24 protein-coding genes are annotated in these 22424 nt (G+C 68.6%); 15 read left to right on the top strand and 9 right to left on the bottom strand.

All coding sequences use genetic code 11. The features are described 5' to 3' along the window. The first annotated feature begins 66 nt into the window (after window positions 1-66). The 4 genes from ACK4S9_RS01610 to ACK4S9_RS01595 are packed head-to-tail and all read left to right on the top strand — an operon-like array spanning window position 67 to window position 4236. A complete protein-coding gene (locus ACK4S9_RS01610) occupies window positions 67-960 on the top strand; it encodes a VOC family protein (protein WP_409720620.1) in 894 nt (297 codons plus the stop codon). A gap of 54 nt (window positions 961-1014) precedes the next feature. Then, entirely contained in the window at window positions 1015-2187 is a 1173-nt protein-coding gene (locus ACK4S9_RS01605; protein ID WP_409720618.1) for a hydroxylase, read from the top strand. After that, entirely contained in the window at window positions 2187-3086 is a 900-nt protein-coding gene (gene nadC / locus ACK4S9_RS01600) for a carboxylating nicotinate-nucleotide diphosphorylase (RefSeq protein WP_409720616.1), read from the top strand. Before ACK4S9_RS01605 ends, nadC begins: the two co-directional genes overlap by 1 nt. Before the next feature lie 10 nt (window positions 3087-3096). Beyond that, window positions 3097-4236 (top strand): MFS transporter, encoded by a 1140-nt coding sequence (locus tag ACK4S9_RS01595; RefSeq protein ID WP_409720614.1) that lies wholly within the window; start codon window positions 3097-3099, stop codon window positions 4234-4236. On the opposite strand, the gene ACK4S9_RS01590 is transcribed toward ACK4S9_RS01595, so the two are convergent. Next, entirely contained in the window at window positions 4233-4433 is a 201-nt protein-coding gene (locus ACK4S9_RS01590; RefSeq protein WP_409720612.1) for a hypothetical protein, read from the bottom strand. The genes ACK4S9_RS01595 and ACK4S9_RS01590 overlap by 4 nt on opposite strands. A gap of 28 nt (window positions 4434-4461) precedes the next feature. Continuing rightward, complete coding sequence (locus ACK4S9_RS01585; RefSeq protein WP_409720610.1) at window positions 4462-4896, bottom strand: hypothetical protein; 435 nt, start codon at window positions 4894-4896, stop codon at window positions 4462-4464. 399 nt (window positions 4897-5295) lie between these two features. On the opposite strand from ACK4S9_RS01585, the gene ACK4S9_RS01580 reads away from it, so the two are divergent. After that, a complete protein-coding gene (locus ACK4S9_RS01580; protein WP_409720608.1) occupies window positions 5296-5877 on the top strand; it encodes a hypothetical protein in 582 nt (193 codons plus the stop codon). A gap of 22 nt (window positions 5878-5899) precedes the next feature. Here ACK4S9_RS01580 and ACK4S9_RS01575 read toward each other — a convergent pair whose 3' ends face one another. Next, window positions 5900-6556, bottom strand: a complete 657-nt coding sequence (locus tag ACK4S9_RS01575; protein ID WP_409720606.1) for a VTT domain-containing protein — start codon at window positions 6554-6556, stop codon at window positions 5900-5902. 11 nt (window positions 6557-6567) lie between these two features. Further along, window positions 6568-7443 carry a hypothetical protein gene (locus ACK4S9_RS01570; protein ID WP_409720603.1) on the bottom strand — a complete coding sequence of 292 codons (876 nt, stop codon included), beginning with the start codon at window positions 7441-7443 and terminating at the stop codon, window positions 6568-6570. A 127-nt stretch (window positions 7444-7570) separates the two neighbouring features. On the opposite strand from ACK4S9_RS01570, the gene ACK4S9_RS01565 reads away from it, so the two are divergent. Both ACK4S9_RS01565 and ACK4S9_RS01560 read left to right on the top strand, forming a co-directional pair. Then, the gene (locus ACK4S9_RS01565; RefSeq protein ID WP_409720601.1) at window positions 7571-8689 is read left to right on the top strand and encodes a 6-phosphofructokinase; all 1119 of its coding nucleotides are present in this window, start codon (window positions 7571-7573) and stop codon (window positions 8687-8689) included. Window positions 8690-8792: 103 nt separating this feature from the next. Then, window positions 8793-9251, top strand: a complete 459-nt coding sequence (locus ACK4S9_RS01560; RefSeq protein WP_409720599.1) for a universal stress protein — start codon at window positions 8793-8795, stop codon at window positions 9249-9251. A gap of 48 nt (window positions 9252-9299) precedes the next feature. Here ACK4S9_RS01560 and ACK4S9_RS01555 read toward each other — a convergent pair whose 3' ends face one another. The 3 genes from ACK4S9_RS01555 to ACK4S9_RS01545 form a co-directional block, all read right to left on the bottom strand. Next, complete coding sequence (locus ACK4S9_RS01555; RefSeq protein ID WP_409720597.1) at window positions 9300-9794, bottom strand: universal stress protein; 495 nt, start codon at window positions 9792-9794, stop codon at window positions 9300-9302. A gap of 107 nt (window positions 9795-9901) precedes the next feature. Then, a complete protein-coding gene (locus ACK4S9_RS01550) occupies window positions 9902-10177 on the bottom strand; it encodes a DUF1971 domain-containing protein (protein WP_409720595.1) in 276 nt (91 codons plus the stop codon). A 10-nt stretch (window positions 10178-10187) separates the two neighbouring features. Beyond that, complete coding sequence (locus ACK4S9_RS01545; protein ID WP_409720593.1) at window positions 10188-10562, bottom strand: group III truncated hemoglobin; 375 nt, start codon at window positions 10560-10562, stop codon at window positions 10188-10190. A 101-nt stretch (window positions 10563-10663) separates the two neighbouring features. Between ACK4S9_RS01545 and ACK4S9_RS01540 the strand changes: the two genes are divergently transcribed. The 4 genes from ACK4S9_RS01540 (at window position 10664) to ACK4S9_RS01525 (ending at window position 14050) form a co-directional block, all read left to right on the top strand. Beyond that, window positions 10664-11590, top strand: a complete 927-nt coding sequence (locus ACK4S9_RS01540; protein WP_409720591.1) for a LysR family transcriptional regulator — start codon at window positions 10664-10666, stop codon at window positions 11588-11590. 75 nt (window positions 11591-11665) lie between these two features. Beyond that, window positions 11666-12451: a dioxygenase gene (locus ACK4S9_RS01535; RefSeq protein ID WP_409720589.1), complete on the top strand. Its 786-nt coding sequence runs from the start codon at window positions 11666-11668 to the stop codon at window positions 12449-12451. 71 nt (window positions 12452-12522) lie between these two features. Beyond that, window positions 12523-12948: a DoxX family protein gene (locus ACK4S9_RS01530; RefSeq protein WP_409720588.1), complete on the top strand. Its 426-nt coding sequence runs from the start codon at window positions 12523-12525 to the stop codon at window positions 12946-12948. 7 nt (window positions 12949-12955) lie between these two features. Next, window positions 12956-14050, top strand: a complete 1095-nt coding sequence (locus tag ACK4S9_RS01525) for an FUSC family protein (RefSeq protein ID WP_409720586.1) — start codon at window positions 12956-12958, stop codon at window positions 14048-14050. A gap of 2 nt (window positions 14051-14052) precedes the next feature. Here ACK4S9_RS01525 and ACK4S9_RS01520 read toward each other — a convergent pair whose 3' ends face one another. Then, window positions 14053-14445: a hypothetical protein gene (locus ACK4S9_RS01520; RefSeq protein ID WP_409720584.1), complete on the bottom strand. Its 393-nt coding sequence runs from the start codon at window positions 14443-14445 to the stop codon at window positions 14053-14055. Between the two features lie 25 nt (window positions 14446-14470). Further along, complete coding sequence (locus ACK4S9_RS01515) at window positions 14471-15358, bottom strand: LysR family transcriptional regulator (protein ID WP_409720582.1); 888 nt, start codon at window positions 15356-15358, stop codon at window positions 14471-14473. A 121-nt stretch (window positions 15359-15479) separates the two neighbouring features. Between ACK4S9_RS01515 and ACK4S9_RS01510 the strand changes: the two genes are divergently transcribed. The 4 genes from ACK4S9_RS01510 to ACK4S9_RS01495 all read left to right on the top strand — a co-directional run bounded on the left by ACK4S9_RS01510 (window position 15480) and on the right by ACK4S9_RS01495 (window position 22374). Then, window positions 15480-16121: a trimeric intracellular cation channel family protein gene (locus ACK4S9_RS01510; RefSeq protein ID WP_409720580.1), complete on the top strand. Its 642-nt coding sequence runs from the start codon at window positions 15480-15482 to the stop codon at window positions 16119-16121. After that, a complete protein-coding gene (locus ACK4S9_RS01505; protein WP_409720578.1) occupies window positions 16122-17909 on the top strand; it encodes a peptidoglycan D,D-transpeptidase FtsI family protein in 1788 nt (595 codons plus the stop codon). It abuts the gene before it with no gap. A 133-nt stretch (window positions 17910-18042) separates the two neighbouring features. Then, entirely contained in the window at window positions 18043-20940 is a 2898-nt protein-coding gene (locus ACK4S9_RS01500) for a TonB-dependent receptor (protein ID WP_409720576.1), read from the top strand. Between the two features lie 81 nt (window positions 20941-21021). Further along, window positions 21022-22374 (top strand): MFS transporter, encoded by a 1353-nt coding sequence (locus ACK4S9_RS01495; RefSeq protein WP_409720574.1) that lies wholly within the window; start codon window positions 21022-21024, stop codon window positions 22372-22374. Window positions 22375-22424: the final 50 nt, after the last annotated feature.

The raw sequence follows: 22424 nt of genomic DNA, 5'->3' as shown, positions 1-22424 counted from the left end.
GCGAAGCTGCGCCCGGCCTGAATGAATATTCCAGAACCTGAAATCAACAAATCAAGGAGACAGCGAATGATCAAAACGCTTGCCTATCTGGGCGTGCGTTCCCCCGCCTACCAGGAATGGGAGCGCTTCGGCCCCGAAGTGCTGGGCCTGCAGGTGGCCGGCCACGGCCCGGACGGCGCGGTGCGCCTGCGCCTGGACGAAGTCGCCCATCGCATCGCGATCCACCCGGGCGAGCGCAATGCGGTTGCCTACATCGGCTGGAGCGTGCAGGACGAGGCCGCGGCCAGGGACGTGACCGCGCGCGTGAACGCCCATGGCATCGAGGCCTGCCGCGCTACCCCGGAAGAGTGCGCCGAGCGCAAGGTGGAGGGCTTCTACTGGTTCAAGGACCCTTCGGGCTTTCGCCATGAGCTGAGCTGGGGCCTGCACCATACCGTGGCCGCCTTCCGTCCGGGCCGCGCGATCTCGGGCTTTCGCACCGCGGACCAGGGCCTGGGCCACGTGGTGCTGGCGGTGAAGGACCTGGACGAGGGCGACCGCTTCTACCGCGATGTGATGGGTTTCTACCCGTCCGATACGGTGCGCGATGGCCCGCTGGTGGCGCACTTCTACCACCTGAACGGGCGCCACCACTCGCTGGCGATCAGCGCGCTGCCGACCCGCGAGGTGGCTTTCCTGCACCTGATGATCGAGGTGAATTCGATCGACGACGTCGGCACCGCGCACGACATCTGCCTGCAGCGCGAGATCCCGATCACGACCACGCTGGGCAAGCACAGCAACGATCAGATGTTCTCGTTCTACATGTACACGCCGTCGTGCTTCCGCCTCGAGTATGGCTGGGGCGGACTGGACGTGGACCCGGACCTGTGGACGCCGCGCACCTACGACAAGCCGAGCAGCTGGGGCCACCGCCGCCAGCACGCGGAACTGACCGCACTGAAGCTGGACGAGGCATGAAGCCCGGACCCGCCCAATACACCTATCGCAAGACACCGAATTAAGGAGCGCAACATGCATCCGGTACGAGAGACCATCATTGGCAACATCGACAGCTTCGTCAAGGAAGAAGTCCCCAGCATCGAACTGGGCCGCGTGACGGACGAAGGGGCGCGCCTGATCCGCGATAGCGGCCTGGTGCGCATGCTGCAGCCGAAGCAGTACGGCGGCTTCGAAGCCGACCCGCGCGAGTTCTACCAGGCCGTCATCGAACTGGCCTCGAAGGCGTCCTCGCTCGGCTGGGTCGGCTCGGTGGTCGGCGTGCATCCCTTCCAGTTCGGCCAGGGCGACCCGCGCATGCAGGAAGAAGTCTGGGGCGCCGACCACGACACCTGGACCGCTTCGCCCTATGCCCCGATCGGCCGCGCGCGCCGCGTCGAGGGCGGCTACATCCTGAATGGCCAGTGGCCGTTCTCGTCCGGCACCGACCATTGCACCTGGGCCGTGCTGGGCGTGCTGGCCGAACAGGACGGCGGTCCGGCCGGCGAATACACCCGGCTGATGCACTTCGTGCTGCCGCGCGCCGACTACGAGATCCTGCAGGATTCCTGGAACGTGATGGGCCTGCAGGGCACCGGCAGCAAGGACGTGCTGGTCAAGGACGTATTCGTGCCGGACTACCGCACCTATGACGTGCAGGCCCTGAACGACTGCGAATATGCCGCGCGCCATCGTCCGGACAGTGTGCTGTACCGGATTCCCTTCAACCTGTTCTTCCCCGGCGCGATCTCGGCCGCGACGCTCGGCATCGCCGCCGGCGTGGTGAACCACTTCGCCGAGTACACCGGCAACCGGGTCTCGCGCATGGGCGTCAAGCAGACCCAGAACCCCTATCACATGGCTTCGCTGGGCGCGGCCCTGGCCGACATCGACGCCTCCTGCCAGCACGTGCTGAACGAGATCGGCGAGATCTACAAGCTGGTGCAGGCCGGCGGCAAGGTGACCCGCGAGATGAAGTACAAGGCGCGCGTGAACCAGGTGCGCGCGGTGCGCCGCGCCGCCGAGGCGGCCGCCGAGGTGTTCAAGCACGCCGGCGGCAATGCCAGCCGCGTCACCAACCCGATCCAGCGCACTTGGCGCGACCTGTCGGTGGCCATGGGCCATGCCTGCAACGTCGACGATCCGGTCTACGCGGCCTATGCCGGCTCGCTGTACGGCATTCCGGTGCCGCGCGGCGTGGTGATCTGATGCCCACGACCCCCGACGAGGGCATGGAGCTGCTCTGGCAGGTCGAGGCCGACGTGCTGCGCGCCCTCGCCGAAGACGTCGGCAGCGGCGACCTGACGGCGGCCCTGGTGCCGGACGGCGAGGCGCGCGCGACCATCGTCTGCCGCGAGGCGGCGGTCATCTGCGGCCAGCCCTGGGTGATGGAAACGCTGGCGCAGGTGGCGCCGACGGCGGTGGCCACCTGGCACGTGGCCGACGGCGCGCGCTGCGCGCCCGGCCAGGCCATCGTCGAGATCGCCGGTCCGGCGCGCGCCCTGCTCACCGCCGAGCGCACCTGCCTGAACTTCCTGCAGACCCTGAGCGCGGTGGCGACCAGCACCGCCCTGCACGTGGGGGCCGTGGCCGGCACGGGGGCGGCGATCCTCGACACCCGCAAGACCATTCCGGGCCTGCGGGTGGCGCAGAAGTACGCGGTGCGCTGCGGCGGCGGGCGCAACCATCGCATGGGCCTGTACGACGCCATCCTGATCAAGGAAAACCATATCGCCGCCGCCGGCGGCCTGGGCGCGGCCTTCGCCGCCGCCCAGCACCTCGGGGCGCGAGCGAACTTCATCCAGGTCGAAGTCGAGACCCTGGACCAGCTCGAGGAAGCCCTGCAGGCCGGGGTGTCCATGGTCCTGCTCGACAATATGCCGACGGAGCAGATCCGCCGCGCGGTGGCGCTGGCGGCCGGGCGCTGCAGCCTGGAAGTGTCCGGCGGCGTCACGCTGGCGCGCTTGCGCGAGCTGGCCGAGACCGGGGTCGACCGCATTTCGGTCGGCGCCCTGATCAAGGACATCCGCGCGATCGACTTCTCGATGCGCTTCCAGGCCACGCCGGTCGAGCGTGCCGCCGCCAGGCAGGCTGCGCTGTCGGCCTGAGCTGGTCCGCATGAAGCTGCCCGCACTGGTCGCGCTCATGGTGCTGGCGCATACCGCCTTCGCGGGCGGGCGGGTCGCGCTGAGCCTGTCGGCGCTCCGGCTCGGCGCCTCGCCATTCGAGGTGGGTGTGGTGATCGGCCTGCTGGCGCTGGTGCCGATGCTGCTGTCGGTGCATGCGGGGCGCTGGACCGACCGGCGCGGCACGTTCAGGCCGACCCTGCTCGCGCTGCTGCTGCTGGAAGCGGGCCTGCTGCTGGCGCTGCTGCCCTCGCTGGGCGGCCTGGGCGCGAGCGCGGTGCTGCTCGGCAGCGGATTCATGCTGGTGCACGTGGCGCTGCACAATGCGATCCTGCACGGCGGCCCCCAGGAGCAGCACACGCGCGCCTATTCGATGCTGGCGCTCGGCAATTCCACTTCCAGCATCGCCGGCCCGGTATTGGCCGGCTTCCTGCTCGACCTGGCGGGCGGCGCCTGGACCTTCGTCGCGCTGGCCGCCTTGCCCCTGCTGGCCCTGTTCGCCCTGGCGCAGGCGGGCGCCGGCATGGACGGCGCGCCCGCGCCGGCGCGGCCGCAGGGCAGGGCGCGGGTGATCGACCTGCTGCGCCATGCGCCGCTGCGCGCGGTGCTGGTCGTCAGCGCGCTGCTGTCGATGGGCTGGGACATGTTCAGCTTCATGCTGCCGCTGCACGGCAGCGCGATCGGGCTGTCGGCCTCGCGCATCGGCCTGGTGATGGGGGCCTTCGGCGCCGGCACCTTCGTGGTGCGCATGTTTGTGCCGGCGCTTGCCCGCAGGTGGTCGGCGTGGCAGGTGCTGGGCGGCGCGCTGGCCCTGGCCGCGGCGGTCTACCTGGCCCTGCCGCTGGCGCACGGCCTGGCGGCGCTGCTGGCCTGCGCCTTCGTGCTGGGCCTGGCGCTGGGCTGCGCGCTGCCGATGATCATGAGCGCCATCGGCGAGGCCGCGCCGCCGGGACGTGGCGGCGAGGCGATCGGCATCCGCTCGATGCTGGCCAACGTCAGCCAGACCATCCTGCCCATTAGTGTCGGGGCGCTCGGGTCGGCCGCCGGCGCCCAGCTGGCGTTCTGGGTGCTGGGCGCCATGCTGGCGGCCGGCACGCTGTTCGCAAGAGCGCAGCGGCCGGCGCGCGGCTAGCGCGGCTTGCCCTCCGTGCGCCGGTCCTTGAGCATCACCAGCAGGGTCAGGATGCAGGCGAACACCGGCGGGCCCCAGTCGTAGATACGCAGCGGGCGCGAGCCCATGGTGGTGGAGAAGACCATGACGACGAGGGTCCAGATCGATGCCGTGGCGATCAACACGACGACGTCCTTGAGTCTTGCGGCTTGGTGCATGAGTGCTCCTTGAGGGGAAGAGGGTGGCTTAGTGCGACCAGGGGAAGGCCGGCTTCGCTTTCACGCGGAACAGTTCGGCATAGCTTTTACCGTAGGCCAGAATGAGCAGGCCGCACAGCAGGAGTTCCTGGGTGCCCGTGAACAGCTGTCGCGGATGCGGCGAGACGAACAGGTTCAGGTAGGCGATCTGGAAGGCGATGCCGGCCATGACCGCGAGCGCCAGCGGGGTCAGTACGTTAAACAGCAACATCGATCCCAGCACGATTTCCAGGTATTTGATGAAGGGGTAAAAGCCGATGTCGTTCATCGCGGCGAGGTAGGGGCCGACCGCGCCGGCCTTGCTGAAATCGGGGATGACGCCGAACACGGCGTAGTTGATTCCGGATTTCAGGAAATGGATCGCGTAATAGAAGCGCAGCCACATCACCAGGTATTTCCAGGGGCCTTTATCGGCATCGATCATCTTGTCTCCTATGGTTTGTTCGTTGTGAAACGGAAAGGCCAATGTAGAGTGCCGGTATGGACGGAGCAATCGCCATTCCTGCAATCCTGATATGCGGGAACTTGCTGGCCCGGATGCGGTGGGCGCACGCTGCGATCTCAAAAAATGTAACTAACCCACTGGTACATCCCGCGGACCACGCTTCCTCGACGCCTACGACTACGACCAAGCCGACCCTACGCCACCAAGCCACCAGGAAAGGGGGGGGAATTCGCACCCTGGCTGAAGGCAAGCCCGCCGGACGGAGAGCTGGTTCGCGGCCTGCCGCCTTGGGAATTTGTTAAGATGCCGCATCAACACATTGAAGAACGTCCCGGTGACGGCCGCGCTGTTTCGCACCGCATTGGACGCCATACCCGCATGATTCCATTCACCTTCAACGACATCGACGTGGGCGTTCGTCTGGCCGAGGCCCTGGCACGGCAGGCGACTTCGCTGCGCGGCATGCCGATCACCTACGCCGACCTGCTCACGCTGGCGCGCTCACTGCATCCGAAGGACGAGGTGCTCGGCCGCGCGGTGCCGGTCGGAATCGGCCCCAAGCTCTTGTTCGTGGAAGGTTTTTGCGCCGCGCACGGCTATCCCAACCTGGCATGCCTTGCGGTGAACAGGGAGAGCATGCGGCCGGGTGCCGCCTACCGGGGCGACTGGGAGGCCGACCGGCGCGCCGTCGCCGGCTTCGACTGGCGGGTCGCCGATGCGCCGCTGGCAGCCCATGCCGACGCGCTGCGCGCCAAGGTACCGGCACGCTTCAAGCCGCGCAAGGAGCGCCCGGCGGACGTGGCCTGGTATGCCTATTTCTGTTCGCACCGCGCGGCCTGCGAGACGCTCACGGCGCAAGACAAGCAGGAAATCATCAACCAGATGATGGCCGGACTGGACCCCGAGACCGCGCTCGGGCGCGTGCTGGCCGCGAAGCGCGACTTCGGCGGCCTGTCCTGAAAGTCAGGCGCGCGTCCGCCGCTCAGGCCCGCGGACCGGCCGTGCCCTTGCTGCGATAGCGTTCCTGGAGCCAGGCGGCGATACCCGGCACCAGCGACAGCACGATGATGCCGAGGATGACCGCGGTCAGGTTGTCGTTGACCCACTTGATGTTGCCGAAGGCGTAGCCGGCCACCGCCAGCGACACGACCCACAGGGTGCCGCCGGCCACGTTGTACGACAGGAAGGTGCGATAGCGCATGCTGCCCAGCGCGGCGACGAAGGGCGCCAGGGTGCGCACGATCGGCACGTAGCGCGCCAGCACGATCGTCTTGGGCCCGTGGCGCTCGAAGAAGCGTTCGGTATGGGCGATGTGCTCCGGCTTGATGAAGCGCAGCCGGTAGCCATTTTTCACGCGCTCGCGAAACGCGCTGCCGATCGCGAAATTGACGATGTCGCCGACCACCGCGGCGACGATCAGGAGCGGAATCAGGACCGGCAGCGACAGCAAGCCTTTCGCCGCCAGGGCGCCGGTGACGAACAGGAGCGAGTCGCCCGGCAGGAAGGGCATCACGACCACGCCGGTTTCGATGAAGATCACCGCGAACAGCATCACATAGACGAGGATCTGGTATTCGGCCGCGATGACGGCGAGGTGGCGGTCGAGGTGGAGGAACCAGTCGAGCAGGGTAGTGAGCATGGCGTTTGTTCTTAACGGTCGGCAAAATTCTGCGGGGCGCGTATTGTACCGCGAGGCATGCTTGCGCCTTGCAAGGACGGCCGCTCGCCCGGCGGCCTCGGTGGCGGCGTCCTGCGACCGCGCCTCTGGGCGGCCAGGCCGTTGACGAGGTAGATGCCGATCGCGCCGCGGTTAGCGCTCGGGCTCTGGCCTGGAGGGGGCGCGACCCGGTTCCCGCGCAGCACCAGGCCGGTGAGCGGGAACTCGTGGCGGTAGCTTTCGCAGCGGATGCCGTAGGAGACGGGCGAGCCGCCGCCGCGGTGGACGACGGTGTTGCCGAGGATGCGGATGGCGTCGATCGGGGTGTCGCCCGCCACCAGGATGCCGTGGTTCGCGTATGCCGCAGAGCAGCTGACCACGTCGAGCACGCAGCCGCTGAGCGTGACCTCGCGCTTTTCGTAGACGTAGACACCGGCGCAATTCGAGGTCAGCCGGATGTTCTCGAACACGCAGCCATTGCCCAGCCAGATGATCGCCACGTCGCTCGCTTCCGGCAAGGCCGGGTTGCGGATGTCGAGGTTGCGGTAGGTGATGAAATCGCGCTCCTGGCCGTGGACCGCGATCGCGCCGCCCTCCTGCGGCGTGACCGGGCCGCCCGGCAGCAGGATGACCGGCCGGGGCAGGGACGGGTCGTCCGAGCCGTCCGGCCTGGCGTAGGCGGCGACGAAGATGCCTTGCTCGCGGGTGCCGCTGGCCGCCGGCCTGAACACGCCGGCGTAAGTGGTGCCGCGCTTTTGCAGGTAGGTATTGCCCGGTAACCAGGTGACGCTGGTCCAGGCGCTGAAGGGATTCGACAGGGAGCCGTCGCCGGGGCCGGCGGCGCTGGGATCGACGTAGATGTTTGCCATGCTGTTCTCGCCTGTGAGGGTGGGTCCGGCACCCCTCAGCTTAGCCATGGCAGCGCTCTGGGCTGTTATGGGGGACCAATCCGGCGCGCCCGCATGTTATAGTCGGCCGCACCACTAGGAGGCGCCCATGGGAACCCGCATCCAGCGCATTGCCATCGTCACCGGAGGCGGCGACGCCCCCGGCCTGAACGCCGTGATCCGCGCGGTCGTGCTGGCGTCCAGCAGGCAGGGCTGGGAGTGCTGGGGCATCCGCGACGGCTTCAACGGCCTGCTCGCGCCCGATACCTGCCTGGGCGAACCGGTCATGCGCCTTTCTCCGGATGCCGTGCACGGCATCGCCCACCTCGGCGGCACCATCCTCGGCAGCACCAACCGCGGCAACCCGCTGCGCTACCCCGTCCAGGGCGCGGCCGGCCTGGTGGAACAGGACCGCAGCGCCGAGCTGGTCGGCCTGTGCCGGCAGCACGGCTTCGACGCCCTGGTGATGGTAGGCGGCGACAGTTCGATGGAGATCGCCGACTGCCTGCAGCGCCAGGGCTTGCCCGTGGTCGGCGTGCCCAAGACCATCGACAACGACCTGGACGCTACCAACCAGACCTTCGGCTTCGACACGGCGGCCGCCTTCGCCACCGAATGCATCGACCGCCTGCACACCACCGCCGACAGCCAGCACCGCGTGATGGTGGTCGAGGTGATGGGGCGCTACGCCGGCTGGATCGCCCTGCATGCCGGGATGGCCGGCGGCGCCCACGCGATCCTGCTGCCCGAGATTCCCTTCGACCTGGACGTGGTGGCCGAGGCCATCGGACGGCGCGACGCGGCCGGCCGGCGCCATGCGCTCGTCGTGGCCGCCGAAGGCGCGCAGCCGCTCGGCGGCGAACGCGCGCGGCTGGCGGCAGCGGGCGGCGGGCACGCCGAGCGCCTGGGCGGCATCGGCGCCTGGGTCGAGGCGCAACTGGCGAGCCTCACCGGCAAGGAATGCCGCAGCGTGGTGCTGGGCCACCTGCTGCGCGGCGGCAGCCCGTCCGCTGTCGACCGGGTGGTGGCCGCGCGCTTCGGCGCCTGCGCGGTGCGCGCGCTGCCGCGCGGCGAATCCGGCGTGATGGTGGCGCTGGGCGGCCAGGACATCGGCACCGTGCCTCTGGGCGAGGTGGCGGGCCGCAGCAAGCGAGTGCCGCTCGATGGCGACATGCTGCGCACGGCGCGCGAGCTCGGCATCTGCTTCGGCGACCGTGTGCGTCCCTGAGCGTCATGACACCGGTTCGATTTTGATCTAGGTCAAAGATTTTTAGCATCTGCAAGGACAGACTGGACCTCTACCGTTCCACCAACCCTATCAGGAGCTTGCCATGTACCGACGTATCCTGGTCCCCACCGACGGGTCGCCCGTTTCCGAAGCGGCGGTCGATGCCGCCATCGAGTTCGTCCACGGCCGCGAGGGCAGCGAAATCGTGGCGCTGTCCGTCGCCGTTCCCGAACCCACCTTCCAATCGCTCGAAGGCGCCATGGCCTACGATCCGGGCCTGCAGATGGACGTGCTGCTCGAACACGCCCAGCGCTACGTCGACGCCATCGCCGCGCGCTGCGCCAGGGCCGGCGTGGCCTGCACGGCGCTCACCTGCAGCGCGCTCGACCCCGCCGAGGCGATCGCCGATACCGTGCGCGAGCAGCAATGCGACCTGATCGTCATGGGTTCGCACGGCCGGCGCGGCCTGAGCCGGCTGCTGGCCGGCAGCGTGACCCAGGCCGTGCTGGCCGGCGCGCCGGTTCCGGTCATGGTGTTGCGGCCGGCCGCCGGCGCCGGCTGAGGACGGCCGCGCCAGCGAACGAACGCGATTTGGCCTTGCGCTCGGCGTTCAGGACGCGACGCCCTCGATGAAGTCCGGCTGCGAGGCTTCGCGCGGGTCGCGCAGCAGCAGCACGGGAATGGGGGAATTGGCCAGCACATACTGCGCCACGCTGCCGACGAACAGGTGGTTGGCGTCGTTCGGCCCATGCGTTCCCATCACGATGAGGTCGCAATCATGTTCTTCGGCCACCCGGATGATGTCGGGTCCGGGCGCCGACGCCAGGGGCGTCTCGGCATCGCAGCTGACGCCGCCCTGCCGGGCAATCGCCAGCACGGTGTCGACGTGGGCCCGGGCCGCATGGCGGGCGCGCGCGAATTCGGCTTGCGTGGCCTGGCTGTCGGGCGCGGCCATGCCGCCGTCCGGCAGATGAAAGCGCGGTTGCGCCACCGAGACCGCGACCATGCGCCCGGCGCCCGAGCGGGCCAGCAGGGCGCCCATCTGGGCGGCGCGCACGGCGAGATCGGACCCATCGGTGGCGATGCGGACGCGTTCGAGGAACATGATGTGCGGCCTTCGGTCTGGGAGCGGACAGGATCGACCATACCCGATGTTTGCGCCCCGGGGCAAATCCAACGTCGCCACGGGCGCCCGCGCCCGCGCCGCCCCGCCTAGCGGTGGAACTCGACGCAGAAGCGCACCGGAGCGTCGATCGCGACATGGTGCGGCACCCCGGGTTCGACGATGCCGGGCGTTCCGGGCGCGAGCAGGTATTCCTCCACGGCCGGCGCCTCGATGACATAGCGCAGGCTGCCTTCGAGGACGACGATGCGGCCCCAGACCCCGGCCGCGGTGCTGTGCGCGCGCCGCAGTCCGGCCGGGACCGAGTCCTGGTCGAACACGGGCGTGCTCTTGTAGTGGACGAGCGTGGCGGGCAGGTTTCTCACGAGGCTCCCTTCAGGCCACTTCGACGCGGCCGAAATAACCGTATTGCAGGCTGGCGGCGATGCGCCGGGCCGCCGCCAGGAAGGCCTCGGCGAGGTCCGGCGCGAACATCCGCCGCGCGTGCGCCTCGAACAGGCCCAGCCAGCGCCGGAAGTGTTCGGCCTGGATGCCCCGCAATTGCATGTGCTTGCCGTACACATTGCCCTTGAACTCGCCGCTGGACAGCATGACCGACGACCAGAAGTCGACCATGCGTTCGAGGTGGACCTCCCAGTCGGCGCCGATGGCGCCGTCGAACACCGGCTGCAGCACGCCGTCGCGCCGGACGTCGGCGTAGAAATCCCTGACCAGGGTGTCGATCGATTGGCGGTTCAGTTCGTGATGCATGGCGTGCGGCTCCTGGGTACGCCGACATTGTGGCAGAAGCCGCCGGCCCAGGCGAGCAGTGCGGGTAGAATCTGCGCATCGATGCCAGGCAGGATAGGGAGATGACGGACAGGTTCGAGGAAATGCGGGTGTTCGCGGCGGTGGTCGAGGCGGGCGGCTTCACGGCGGCGGCCGGGCGGCTCGGGATGTCGAAGGCGGCCGTGTCGCGCCACGTGGCCGAACTCGAGGCGCGCCTCGGGGTGCGCCTGCTGCACCGGACCACGCGCCGCTTGTCCAGCACCGCGGAAGGCGAGCTGTTTTACGCGCGCTGCCGCGAGTTGCTGGCCCGGCTCGACGAGGCCGAAGCAGAACTCGGCTCGGGCAGCACGGCCGCGCAGGGCGTGGCCAGGGTCAACGTGCCGCTCAGTTTCGGCCTGATGCACCTGGCGCCGCTCTGGCCGGGCCTGCTGGCGCGCCACCCCGGGCTCGAGCTCGACGTCACCCTTTCTGACCGGGTGGTCGACCTGGTGGACGAGGGCTACGACCTGGCGCTGCGGATCGGACAACTGCCCGCATCCTCGCTGGTGAGCCGGCGCCTGGCCGCGACCCGGCTGGTGGCCTGCGCGGCGCCCGCCTACCTGGCCGCGCATGGCGCACCGGCCCGGCCGGCCGAACTGGCGCGCCATGCCGTGATCGGCTACAGCCTGTTCGCGGCCGGCGACTACTGGAGCTTTACCGGCGCCCTTGGGGAGGAAACGGTCAAGGTGCAGCCGCGCATGCGCACCAACAACGGCGACACCTGCCGCGCCGCCGCCCTGGCGGCCCAGGGCATCATCCTCCAGCCCAGCTTCATGATCGGCGCCGACCTGGCCGAGGGCCGGCTGGTGGAACTGATGCCGGGCTGGCGCGCGATCACGCTGGGCATCTATGCGGTTTATCCTTCCCGCAAGTTCCTGGCGCCGAAGGTGCGGGCGATCATCGATTTCCTGGTCGAGGCCTTCGCGGACCCGCCCTGGAACGAGGAGTCAGGATTGTTCCATAAAACGTAACAGTCATCTCCGGTTCAGCGTCTTTATCGGTCCGGTTAAAAACAATACCATGGTGTCTTCCATGAGGAGAACACCATGACCCGACTTCCCGCACTATTCATTTCCCACGGCTCGCCCATGCTGGCCCTGCAGGACAGCCCGGCGCGCCGCTTCCTCGAACAACTGGGCGCGTCGCTGCCGCGCCCGCGCGCGGTGCTGGCCGTCTCGGCGCACTGGGAGACCATCGGGGCCCCGGCCGTGAGCCTGGCGCGGCAACCCGCCACCATCCACGACTTCGGCGGCTTTCCGCGCGCCCTGTTCGAGATCCAGTATCCGGCCCCGGGTGCGCCGGACCTGGCCGAACGCGCGGGCAGGCTGCTGGGCCGGGCCGGCATCGGGGCGGGGCACAGCGCCACGCGCGGTCTCGACCACGGCGCCTGGGTGCCGCTGCGCCTGATGTACCCGGATGCCGACGTTCCGGTCACCCAACTGTCGATCCTGCGCGGCGGCGATCCGGCCGCCCACCTGCGCATCGGCCAGGCCCTGGCCGCGCTGCGCGAAGAAGGCGTCCTGGTGCTGGCCTCGGGTTCGCTGACCCACAACCTGCACGAGTACCGCGGCCAGGACGTCGCCGCGCCAGCGCCCGCCTGGGTGGAAGACTTCGCCCGCTGGATGCAGGCCTCGCTGGAGAACGGCGACCAGGCCGAGCTGCTGGACTACCGCTTGCGCGCCCCGTCCGCGGTGCGCAACCACCCGACCGACGAGCACCTGCTGCCCCTGTTCGTCGCCATGGGCGCCGGTGGCCCGCAGGCGCGCGCCACCCGCCTGCACGCCAGCGTCGAGCACGGGGTGCTGGCGATGGACGCCTACGCCTTCGATTGAGGCCGAACGGTGCGCCCGTGAACCTGGGGACGCGCGATGATGTCAAGACAACTCATCCGAAAGGAGTGATCATGCAAACCGCAAATGTTGTACCCCGCGGCATGGACGACGAAGGCAAGCTGCTGCTGCGCGCGGCGCTGGCGATCATCCTGCTGTTCCACGGCGTGTCCAAGCTGGCCGGCGGCATCGGCCCGATCGTCGGGATGGTGCAGGGCGCCGGCCTGCCGGCGGTATTCGCCTATGGCGTGTACATCGGCGAAGTGGTGGCGCCGCTCCTGATCCTGGTGGGGCTGTTCACGCGGGCTAGCGCCCTGGTGGTGGTGGTCAACATGATCGTGGCGATCCTGCTGGCCCATAGCGCGCAGTTCTTCACCCTCAACGAGACCGGCGGCTGGGCGCTCGAGCTGCAGGGCATGTTCATCGCGGCGGCGCTGGCCGTGGCACTGCTGGGCGCCGGCCGCTACAGCCTGGGCGGCACGGCGGGACGCTTCAACTGAGCGGCCCATGGGCGATGCGCGCCGGCGCCGGGTGCGGGCCTTCCTGTCCGACGAGCTGCGCCAGCTGACCACCATCCAGGCCAGCGACCGCGCCTGGCAGATGCCCTTGGGCGCGGCGCTGTCCTCCGGGCTGCCGCTGGTGGCCGGGGCCGCGCTCGGCCGCATCGGCGACGGCCTGGTAGCCTCGCTCGGCGGCCTGGTATTCCTGTACCTGCCCGCCACCTCGCTGGCGCGGCGCATGGTGGCGCTGCTGGCCTGCGCCTTCGGCATGCTGGCCTGCCATACGCTGGGGATGCTTGGCGGCTTGTGGCCGCCCGCCATCGTGCCGGCCCTGGTCGCGATCACCATCCTGGTGACTATGACCTGCCGCATCTACGCGCTCGGGCCGCCCGGCAGCCTGTTCTTCGTGATGGCCGCCGCGATCGGCGCCTACAGCCCGGTCACGGCGGCCGAACTGCCGCGCATGGCCAGCCTGATCGGCTTCGGCAGCCTGCTGGCCTGCGCGGTCGGCTTCGTCCACAGCGTCTTCATGCTGCGGCGCCATGCCCCGCAGCCGCAGGCGCCGCTGCCGGCCGTTGCTTTCGACGACGTGGTGCTGGACGCGGTCGTGATCGGCGCCGCGGTCGGGGTCTCGCTCCTGGCCGCCCAGGCCATGGCGCTTCCCAAGCCCTACTGGGTGCCGGTCAGCTGCCTGGCGGTGATCCAGGGAGTCTCGCTGCGCGCGGTCTGGCACCGCCAGCTGCAGCGCGTGCTCGGCACCGCCGCCGGCGTGACCTTGTCCTGGGGCCTGCTGTCGCTGCCGCTGGGCGGCTGGTCGGTGGCGGCGCTGGTGATGCTGCTGACCTTCCTGATCGAAATGCTGGTGGTGCGCCACTACGCGCTGGCCGTGGTGCTGATCACGCCGCTGACCATCCTGCTGGCCGAGGCCGCGACGCTGGGCCAGGCGGCCCCAAGCGCGCTGGTCCAGGCGCGCTTCGTCGACACCCTGCTCGGCTGCGCGATCGGCCTGTCCGGCGGCTGGTGCCTGCACGATCCGCGCCTGCGCGCCACCGCCGGGGCCTGGCTACGCCGCCTGGCGCCGGGGCGGGCGCGGGAGCGCTGAACTCAGGCGGGAATGTCGGGCGGCTCGTCGAGCCAGCGCAGCGCGGCCGCCAGGTCGTTGTAGAACACCCGGTAGCTGCCTTCGCCCAGTTCGCCAAAGGCGATCCGGGCGCGGTAGGCGATGCGCGTATTGCTGACCAGGATCGCCCGGCGCAAGGGCAGGGGGCCGTAGCGCTCCCAGGCGCGCGACTCCAGGCCCTGCTGCACCAGGGCGATGTCGACCGAAGGCACGTCCATCTCGAGCGAGTCGTACAGGACCTTCACCTGGCGCGTGTCCTGCACCAGCGCGATGACGCGCCGCTGGCATTCCTCGAGCAAGTCCGCGGTGCAGGCGCCGCGGATGCGCGCGATGATGATGTCGCCGACCGGCTCGACCCACAGTTGTTGGGTATCCATTCGTTTTTCCTTGTTCTCGATTTTCTCAATCCTGCAGCAAGCCCGCCGCGAAGGCCCGGAAGGCCGGCAGCAGGGGCGCTTCGGTGCGGCCCGCCAGGGTGACGCAGGCAAAGCGCGCCCTGGCGTCCAGCCGCGGACGCAGCGGCAGCTCGAGCAGGCCGCCGGCGCGCGCCGCCGCGGCCAGGCCCAGGAACAGCGCATGCGAGCGGCCCACCGCATCGACCAGGCTGGCCACGTCCTCGCACTGCAAGGTAACCATCCGCTCCGGCAGGGCGGCCGGCCCGTACGCGGCCACCAGCAGGCGCGCCACTTCGTCCGACAGCGGCGTGGAGGCGACCGGATAGGCCAGCAGCTGCTCCAGGGTCAAGCTTTCGTGCGCCAGCAGCGGGTGGCCCGGGCGGCAGGCGAAACAGGTGCGCAGCTCGCCGAGCGCCGTGACCACCAGGTCCTCGGCGGGGGCGATGCTGCGCGCGTCCGCGACCAGGGCGTCGAGCTGGCCGGCGCGCAGCTGCACCAGCTGCAGCGGCAGCGCCCCGCGCGTGATGGCGAGCCGGACGCCCGGATGCTGCTCTGCAATGTGGCGGATCAGCGGCGCCATCAGCATGGCGGCCGGCCCCGATCCCATCCCGATGCGCAGCGCGCCGCTCCCGCCCTGGCGGAAGATCTCGGCGCTGCGCGCCAGCTCGCCCGCATCGCGCACCAGGCGGCCGGCGCGCGCCAGGACGTGGCTGCCCAGCGGGGTGAGCTCGATGCGCTTGCCGATGCGGTCGAACAGCGGCGCCCCCAGGTCTTCCTCGAGCGCCTGGATGCTGCGGCTCAGGGCCGGCTGGGTGATGAACAGGCGTTCGGCCGCGCGGCTGAAGGAGCGGGCTTCGGCGACGGCGATCAGGTGTTCGAGCTGCTTGATGTTCACGTTCTTCCTATGCGTAACATGCATCGATATGGCCAATATTATGCATTGGACACATCGACAACGCCAGCTTACCATGCCCCGCAACGATCCCGTCCGCCCTCCTGTCGCCCGTCCCACGAGAATGAGCCTGCTCCACACGATCTACCTGGTCGCCATCGCGGCCGAAGCCGCATCCGGCGCCCTGATGGGCATGCGGCGCCGCATGGACCTGTTCGGGCTGTGCGTGGTGGGCACCGTGACCGCGCTGGGCGGCGGCACCATTCGCGACCTGTTGATCGGCCACTATCCGCTCGGCTGGGTCGCGCACCCCGAATACCTGGCCTTCACCGTCGGCGCCGCGATCGCGGCGGCGCTGCTGGCGCGCCGCATGCACCGCCTCAAGACCGCCTTCCTGTGGCTCGATGCGCTCGGCCTGGTGGCCTTCACCGTGATCGGCTGCGACGTCGCCGCCGCCACCGGCGCGCATCCGGTGGTAGTGATCCTGATGGGCATGGCCACCGGCGTGTTCGGCGGCCTGCTGCGCGACGTCCTGTGCAACCAGGTGCCGCTGGTGCTGCAGCGCGACCTGTACGCCACCGTGTCCCTGGCCACCGGCGTGCTCTACCTGGGCCTGCTCGAGCTGGACGTGGCCGCCGGCATCGCCACCACCGCCGCGATCGCGACAGGCTTCGCCCTGCGCCTGCTGGCGCTGCGCTACGGCCTGGCCCTGCCGGTGCTGGAAGCCGACACCAGCAGCTTCGACGAGCCGCGGGAGCAGCACTAGATGGGCGATCCGGCGCGCGTCGCCACCGGCCGCGGCCACGCTTTCAGTCCCAATCCGGTGCTCGACAGCAGCCTGCCGGCCTGGCGTTCGCGCCTGGTGCTCCTGGTGATGTTCGCCGCCTTCGCGACCCTGGCCGGGCGCGCGGTCTGGCTGCAGCTGTGGTCGGACGAGTTCCTGCAGAAGCAGGGCGCGGCCCGCTATGCGCGCACGCTCGAGCTGCCGGCCACGCGCGGGCGCATCCTCGACCGCAACGGCGAGGTGCTGGCCCTGTCGCTGCCGGCGCGCGCGGTATGGGCGATTCCGGCGGAAGCGCGCGCGGCTCCCGCCGGGCGGCTCGATGCGCTGGCGCGCCTGCTCGGCTTGAGCCGCGCGGAACTCGACGCCCGGCTCGACTCGCGGCGCGGCTTCGTCTACCTGAAGCGCCAGGTCGACGTGGCGACCGCCGAGCGCGCGCTGGCGCTCGGCGTCGCGGGCGTGCACACCCGCAAGGAAAGCAAGCGCCATTACCCGCACGGCGCCCTCACCGCGCACGTGGTGGGCTTCAACGACGTCGAGGACCGCGGGCAGGAAGGCATCGAGCTGGCCCACCAGGCCAGCCTGGCCGGCACGCCGGGCAGCCGGCGCGTGATCCGCGACCGTCTCGGGCGCATCGCGGAAGACGCGGGCGGGCGCCTGCCGGCGCGCGACGGCAGCGACCTGGCGCTGTCGATCGACGGCCGCATCCAGCACGCGGCGCGCAGCCACCTGAAGGCGGCGGTGGAGCGCCACCGCGCCGCCGCCGGCGCCATCGTGGTGCTCGACGTGGACAGCGGCGAGGTGCTGGCGCTGGCCAACCTGCCGGACTACGACCCCAACGAGCGCAAGGGACTCACCGGCGCCCAGTTGCGCAACCGCGCCCTGACCGACATCTATGAGCCGGGCTCGGTGATCAAGCCCTTGACCATCGCGCTCGCCCTGGAGAAGGGACTGGTCACGCCCGACACCCTGATGGAGACGGCGCCGGGACGCATCAGGATCGGCCGCTCCACGATCCACGACGCCAAGGAACACGGCACCCTGACGGTGGCCGAGGTGCTGCAGAAATCCTCGAACGTCGGCACCGTCAAGCTGGCGCTGCAGATGCCGGCCGAGGAAATGTGGTCGATGCTGACCCGGGCCGGCTTCGGCCAGCCGCCGCAGCTGGGCTTTCCGGGCACGGCCGCCGGCAGCCTGCGCCCGCACCGTTCCTGGAAGCCGGTCGAGCAAGCCACCATCAGCTATGGCCACGGCATGGCGACCTCGCTGATGCAGATGGCGCAGTCCTACCTGGTGTTCGCGCGCGACGGCGACATGGTGCCGCTCAGCCTCCTCAAGCTGGACGAGGCGCCGGTGGCGCGTCCCGTGCTGTCGAGCGCCAGCGCGGCCGCGGTGCGCGCCATGATGGAACGCGCCACCTGGCCCGGCGGCACCGCGCCGCGCGCGCGCGTGCCCGGCTACCGGGTGGCGGGCAAGACCAGCACCGCCCACAAGCCGGTGGGGGGACGCTACACCAACCGCTACATCGCCGGCTTCGTCGGCTTCGCGCCGGTGTCGCGGCCGCGCATCATCGTCGCCGTGATGATCGACGAGCCCACCGAGGAAGGCTATTTCGGCGGACGCGTGGCGGCGCCGGTGTTCGCGGGCGTGGTGCAGGACGCGCTGCGCGCCCTCGACGTCGCGCCCGACGCGCCGGTGGCGGACATCCTGCCGCCCGCCGACGACCCCGCGGACGGGGACACGCTCACGCCTTCCCTTGATCAGGCACGCTGATACGTGTTTTGGTATCGGATTGGCCAAAAATTTGATTGGAACGTTCTCACTGTTACGCCTAACATTCCTTTCGGGAATGTAATAACGGCAAGCCGCGGCACAGCGGCCATCACGATAACGACACAGGAGACGTATGAAACGCACATCATTCGGCCGCGCCGCGGCCGGTACCGGTCACGCCTTCGCACTTCGCGCCACCGTCGCCGCACTGGCCGGAGCAGGCCTGATCAGCGCCGCCACGGTCGGCGCACAGGAAATCTCCCCCGCGGCAAGCGCCGAAACGACCGAGCCGAGTGACACGCAGACCGTGGTCGTCACGGGCGTCAAGGCATCGCTCATCAAGAGCCTGGCGATCAAGCGCATCAGCGACCAGGTCGTGGAATCGGTCGTTGCCGAAGACATCGGCAAGCTCCCCGATAACAACGTTGTCGAAGCGCTGCAGCGCGTGACCGGGATCCAGGTCACCAACCGCGCCGGCGGCGAAGTCGGCGCGCTGTCCATCCGTGGCCTGCCCGATGTCCAGACCACCTGGAACGGCCGCAATATCTTTACCGCCTCGGGCACCCAGGTCGCGCTCCAGGACATTCCCTCGACCCTGGTGCGCCAGATCGACGTGTACAAGACGCGCGACGCCAGCCAGCTGGAAACCGGCATCGCGGGCCAGATCGACGTCAAGTCGCTGCGGCCCTTCGATTTCAAGGGGTCGCAAGTGTCGATCTCGGCGCGCGAGACCTTTCTGGATCCCGCGAAAAAGTGGAACCCGCAGCTCAGCGCCATGTTCAGCAACCGCTGGGAAACCGGCATCGGCGAAGTCGGCGCCCTGGTCAACCTGGCGGCGACCCAGACGAGATACCGCAATGAAAGCGTGACCCCGGGCGCCATGGTGCCGTTCACCAGCCCGAATGCGGCCGAAGTGCCGCCGGGTTACACGCCCTTGCAGCGCATCTTCGACAACGATATCTGGGCGCCCGGTACCCGTACCGGCTTGCCGATGGCCGCGGGGTCGACGCTGAACTTCGACGGCAAGGCTTATCCGTATTACCTGGCGCGCGACGCCGTGTTCCAGAGCGACGTCCAGGGCGAACGCAAGCGTCCTGCCGCGAATATCGCCCTGCAGTGGAAACCGCACGGCGATGCGGTCTACACCTTCGAGTCGATGTACAACGGTTATCGCGACAAGGCCTTCAACCAGCTGCTGTTCAGCTTCGCCGACTGGTGGGGCGATTTGGGCAGCAACCCGGCGGGGACGATCACGACCTTCCCGGGAACGAACGTCATCAAGACCCGCAAGCTCAATAACGTCTATGGCTTCAACAGCGGCGACTACACCACGTCGAAAACCGATTCCTTCGTGTATGCCCTGAACGGCAAGTGGAATATCGGCGAGCGCCTGAAGCTGGACGGCGACCTGTCGTACCAGACCAGCGAGTTCGACACGCAATTCACCGCCACCCGGATCGATCGCGTCGCGCCGTCCATCGACGTCGACTTCAATGCCGGCGGCGATACGGCCTTCCGCTTCAATAACAATGCCGACCTGGCCGACCCGAGCAAGTGGAATGTCGCCGAGTTCTACGATAACGCCAACCGCAACAAGGGCAGCGCCGCCACGGCCACGCTGGCGGGCGTGTTCGATGCCGACTGGGGTGCGCTGCAGACGCTCCAGTTCGGCCTGCGCCACGACGTGCGCAAGGCCTCGGAGGCCAACCGGACACAATCGGCCGCCCTGGGCCGCAACCTCGCCTCGCTGGGGCCAGATTATTCCATTGCCAACTCGAACTTCGGCGCCGACATCTCGGACGTGCCGCGCTCGTGGGTGGTGCCCAATGCCTACACCATTCGCGACAACATCGACGAATGGCGCAAGCTCTATCACTCGGTCAACAGCAGTTTCCTGACCACGGACCAGCTGAGCCTGCAGAAGACCTTCGAGATCGAGGAGAAGACGAGCAATCTCTACCTGATGGGGAATTTCCAAAGCGAGCTGTTCGGCAATCGCCTGCGCGCCAACGTCGGCGTACGCTACACCAAGGTCGATACCGACATGAACTTCTACAAGGTCGACGCCACCACGAAGGCGGTTACGCCGTCCGGCGCCAGCAAGTCGACCAGCAGGTTCCTGCCCAGCCTGACCCTGACCTACGACCCGGCCAAGGATGTCGTAACGCGCTTCAACTTCGGTAAAACCCTGCGCCGCCCCAACTTTGGCGACCTGAATCCGGTCCTGCAACTCGCCGACGACATATCGCGGGTGGGGTATGGTTCGGGCACCGGCGGCAATCCGGACCTGAAACCGACGCTCTCGACCAACTTCGACCTGACCGGCGAGTGGTATTTCCAGAAAGACAGCGCAGTCTACGGCACCCTGTTCAAGCGCAAGATCGACGGCCTGGTCGTGCCCCTGCGCCGCAAGATCCACGTCGACCCGGCGGACGACCCGTTCCGCAACTCGACCTCGGGCGGCGACCATACGAACGGCTATGACTACGTCATCAACTCACCGGTCAACGCTTCCGACGGCACCATCAAGGGCATCGAACTCGGCTTGATCTACTTCCCGAAGTGGCTCCCCGGCCCGCTGGACGGCCTGGGCTTCCAGGGCAGCTTTACCAAGCTGAGCTCGTCGCAGAACGTCCCCGAGGCGAACAGCGCCGGCGAGATCATCGCCCAGCTCGAGACACCGTTCTTCGGGGTGTCCGACCGTTCCTACAACGCGACCCTGGCTTACGAAAAGGGCCCGGTCAGCGCGCGCTTGTCCTATGTCTGGCGCTCCGGCTTCCTGGCCGCCAACGAAGCGGCCCTGTTCGCCAATCCGATCGGTATCTGGCGCCATCCCGAAAAGAGCGTGGACATGCAAATTTCCTACAAGATCACCGACAGGATGTCGGTCGATATCGCCGCCATCAACCTCACCAACGAAATGCAGCGGCAGTACTACCACTTCGGCAATGCGGGCAACCAGACCCTGACCAATTTCGGTACGGTCCAGGTCGGACGTTCGGCCTCGCTCGCCTTGCGCTGGAAGCTGTAAGCGCCAGCCGATGCAGTAGAAGCAGGGGCACTGCAGGGTTGATCCCGGCAGTGCCCCCGGGTCGTTCGGAAGGGAATGCACATGCACACACAAAAACTCTCCACCCTCGAAAAAGCGGGTTTCGGCGCCGGCGACATGGCGCTCAACGTGGTGATCTCGTCGATGATGCTGATCATCACCTTCTTCTACACCGACATCTACGGCATCCACACCGCCGACCTGGCGGCGCTGTTCGTGGCCGTCAAGGTGGTCGGCGCCGTGGCCGACCTGGCGATGGGGCAGGTGACCGACTCGGTGCTCACCCGCTGGGGGCGCTACCGGCCCTGGCTGCTGCTGCTCGCCGTACCCTACGGCCTGAGCGTGTTCCTGGTCTTCACCACGCCCGACTGGAGCTATGACGCCAAGCTGGTCTGGGCCTATTCGACCTACATCCTGATGACCCTGATGACGGCGGGCGTCGGCATCCCCTACATCTCCCTGATCAGCGGACTGACGTCCGATCCGCAGGAACGCCTGTCGGCCAACGGCTACCGCCTGTTCTTCGCCAAGATCGGCGCCTTCATGGTGACCATCATCGTGCCGGTTCTGGCCAGTTGGTGGGACCCCGGCAACCAGGCTGCCGGCTACCAGGCGGCGATGGCGGTGATGGCCGCGATGGGCGTGCTGCTGTTCCTGCTGTGCTTCTTCACCACCACCGAGCGCGTCGTCCACAAGGTCGAGAAACAGCCCTTGATGGACCAGGTGCGCGTGCTGATGAAGAACGACCAGTGGCTGATCCTGTGCGCCGTGTGCGTGACCGGCACGATCGGCTACGTGATCCGCGGCTCGGTGGCGATCTACTATGCCAAGTACTACCTGGGCGGGGACACCGCCACCGTGTCGGCCTTCCTGTCCACCGGCGTGGCTGCGGCCATCCTGGCCATGGTGGTATCCACCTGGACCACCAAGTTCTACTGCAAGGTCAAGCTGTTTCGCAACACGCAGATCCTGGTCGCCGCCATCAGCCTCCTGATCTACTTCCTGGTGCAGCCGGGCGACATCGTGCTGGCCTTTGTCCTGTACTTCATCCTGTCGCTGGTGGTGGACCTGCACGCGCCGGTGTTCTGGTCGGCGATCGCCGAGACCATCGACTACGGCCAGGTCAAGACCGGCAAGCGGGTGTCGGGATTCGCCTTTGGCGGCATCTCGGTGTGCCAGAAGGCCGGCATGGCGATCGCGGGCGGCATGGTCGGCATCCTGCTGGATTATTTCCAGTACCAGCCCAACCAGGCGCAATCGACGCTGGCGCTGCAGGGCATCGCCCTGATGCTGTCGGTGATCCCGGGCTTCTTCCACTTCCTGATGGGCGTGCTGATGTTCAAGTACCGCATCAGCGACCAGTATTACGACACGGTCAAGGCCGACATGCGCACGGCCGGGTACGTCGCCGGCTGACGTGGGTTGACCGCGTGGCCTTCGTAATTGCGAGCACTGCCCGCAATTAC

The organism is Massilia sp. (genome assembly GCF_046293535.1).
Classification (GTDB): domain Bacteria; phylum Pseudomonadota; class Gammaproteobacteria; order Burkholderiales; family Burkholderiaceae_D; genus Telluria.
Note: the sequence above shows the minus strand (reverse complement) of the source record. Positions and strands in the feature narration are given on the sequence as shown.

What these genes read in the sequence shown, in the direction of transcription:
- ACK4S9_RS01610 (WP_409720620.1), top strand. Translation starts at nt 67, where the DNA reads ATGATCAAAACGCTTGCCTATCTGGGCGTGCGTTCCCCCGCCTACCAG.
- ACK4S9_RS01605 (WP_409720618.1), top strand. Translation starts at nt 1,015, where the DNA reads ATGCATCCGGTACGAGAGACCATCATTGGCAACATCGACAGCTTCGTC.
- nadC (WP_409720616.1), top strand. Translation starts at nt 2,187, where the DNA reads ATGCCCACGACCCCCGACGAGGGCATGGAGCTGCTCTGGCAGGTCGAG.
- ACK4S9_RS01595 (WP_409720614.1), top strand. Translation starts at nt 3,097, where the DNA reads ATGAAGCTGCCCGCACTGGTCGCGCTCATGGTGCTGGCGCATACCGCC.
- ACK4S9_RS01590 (WP_409720612.1), bottom strand. Translation starts at nt 4,433, where the DNA reads ATGCACCAAGCCGCAAGACTCAAGGACGTCGTCGTGTTGATCGCCACG.
- ACK4S9_RS01585 (WP_409720610.1), bottom strand. Translation starts at nt 4,896, where the DNA reads ATGATCGATGCCGATAAAGGCCCCTGGAAATACCTGGTGATGTGGCTG.
- ACK4S9_RS01580 (WP_409720608.1), top strand. Translation starts at nt 5,296, where the DNA reads ATGATTCCATTCACCTTCAACGACATCGACGTGGGCGTTCGTCTGGCC.
- ACK4S9_RS01575 (WP_409720606.1), bottom strand. Translation starts at nt 6,556, where the DNA reads ATGCTCACTACCCTGCTCGACTGGTTCCTCCACCTCGACCGCCACCTC.
- ACK4S9_RS01570 (WP_409720603.1), bottom strand. Translation starts at nt 7,443, where the DNA reads ATGGCAAACATCTACGTCGATCCCAGCGCCGCCGGCCCCGGCGACGGC.
- ACK4S9_RS01565 (WP_409720601.1), top strand. Translation starts at nt 7,571, where the DNA reads ATGGGAACCCGCATCCAGCGCATTGCCATCGTCACCGGAGGCGGCGAC.
- ACK4S9_RS01560 (WP_409720599.1), top strand. Translation starts at nt 8,793, where the DNA reads ATGTACCGACGTATCCTGGTCCCCACCGACGGGTCGCCCGTTTCCGAA.
- ACK4S9_RS01555 (WP_409720597.1), bottom strand. Translation starts at nt 9,794, where the DNA reads ATGTTCCTCGAACGCGTCCGCATCGCCACCGATGGGTCCGATCTCGCC.
- ACK4S9_RS01545 (WP_409720593.1), bottom strand. Translation starts at nt 10,562, where the DNA reads ATGCATCACGAACTGAACCGCCAATCGATCGACACCCTGGTCAGGGAT.
- ACK4S9_RS01540 (WP_409720591.1), top strand. Translation starts at nt 10,664, where the DNA reads ATGACGGACAGGTTCGAGGAAATGCGGGTGTTCGCGGCGGTGGTCGAG.
- ACK4S9_RS01535 (WP_409720589.1), top strand. Translation starts at nt 11,666, where the DNA reads ATGACCCGACTTCCCGCACTATTCATTTCCCACGGCTCGCCCATGCTG.
- ACK4S9_RS01530 (WP_409720588.1), top strand. Translation starts at nt 12,523, where the DNA reads ATGCAAACCGCAAATGTTGTACCCCGCGGCATGGACGACGAAGGCAAG.
- ACK4S9_RS01525 (WP_409720586.1), top strand. Translation starts at nt 12,956, where the DNA reads ATGGGCGATGCGCGCCGGCGCCGGGTGCGGGCCTTCCTGTCCGACGAG.
- ACK4S9_RS01520 (WP_409720584.1), bottom strand. Translation starts at nt 14,445, where the DNA reads ATGGATACCCAACAACTGTGGGTCGAGCCGGTCGGCGACATCATCATC.
- ACK4S9_RS01510 (WP_409720580.1), top strand. Translation starts at nt 15,480, where the DNA reads ATGAGCCTGCTCCACACGATCTACCTGGTCGCCATCGCGGCCGAAGCC.
- ACK4S9_RS01505 (WP_409720578.1), top strand. Translation starts at nt 16,122, where the DNA reads ATGGGCGATCCGGCGCGCGTCGCCACCGGCCGCGGCCACGCTTTCAGT.
- ACK4S9_RS01500 (WP_409720576.1), top strand. Translation starts at nt 18,043, where the DNA reads ATGAAACGCACATCATTCGGCCGCGCCGCGGCCGGTACCGGTCACGCC.
- ACK4S9_RS01495 (WP_409720574.1), top strand. Translation starts at nt 21,022, where the DNA reads ATGCACACACAAAAACTCTCCACCCTCGAAAAAGCGGGTTTCGGCGCC.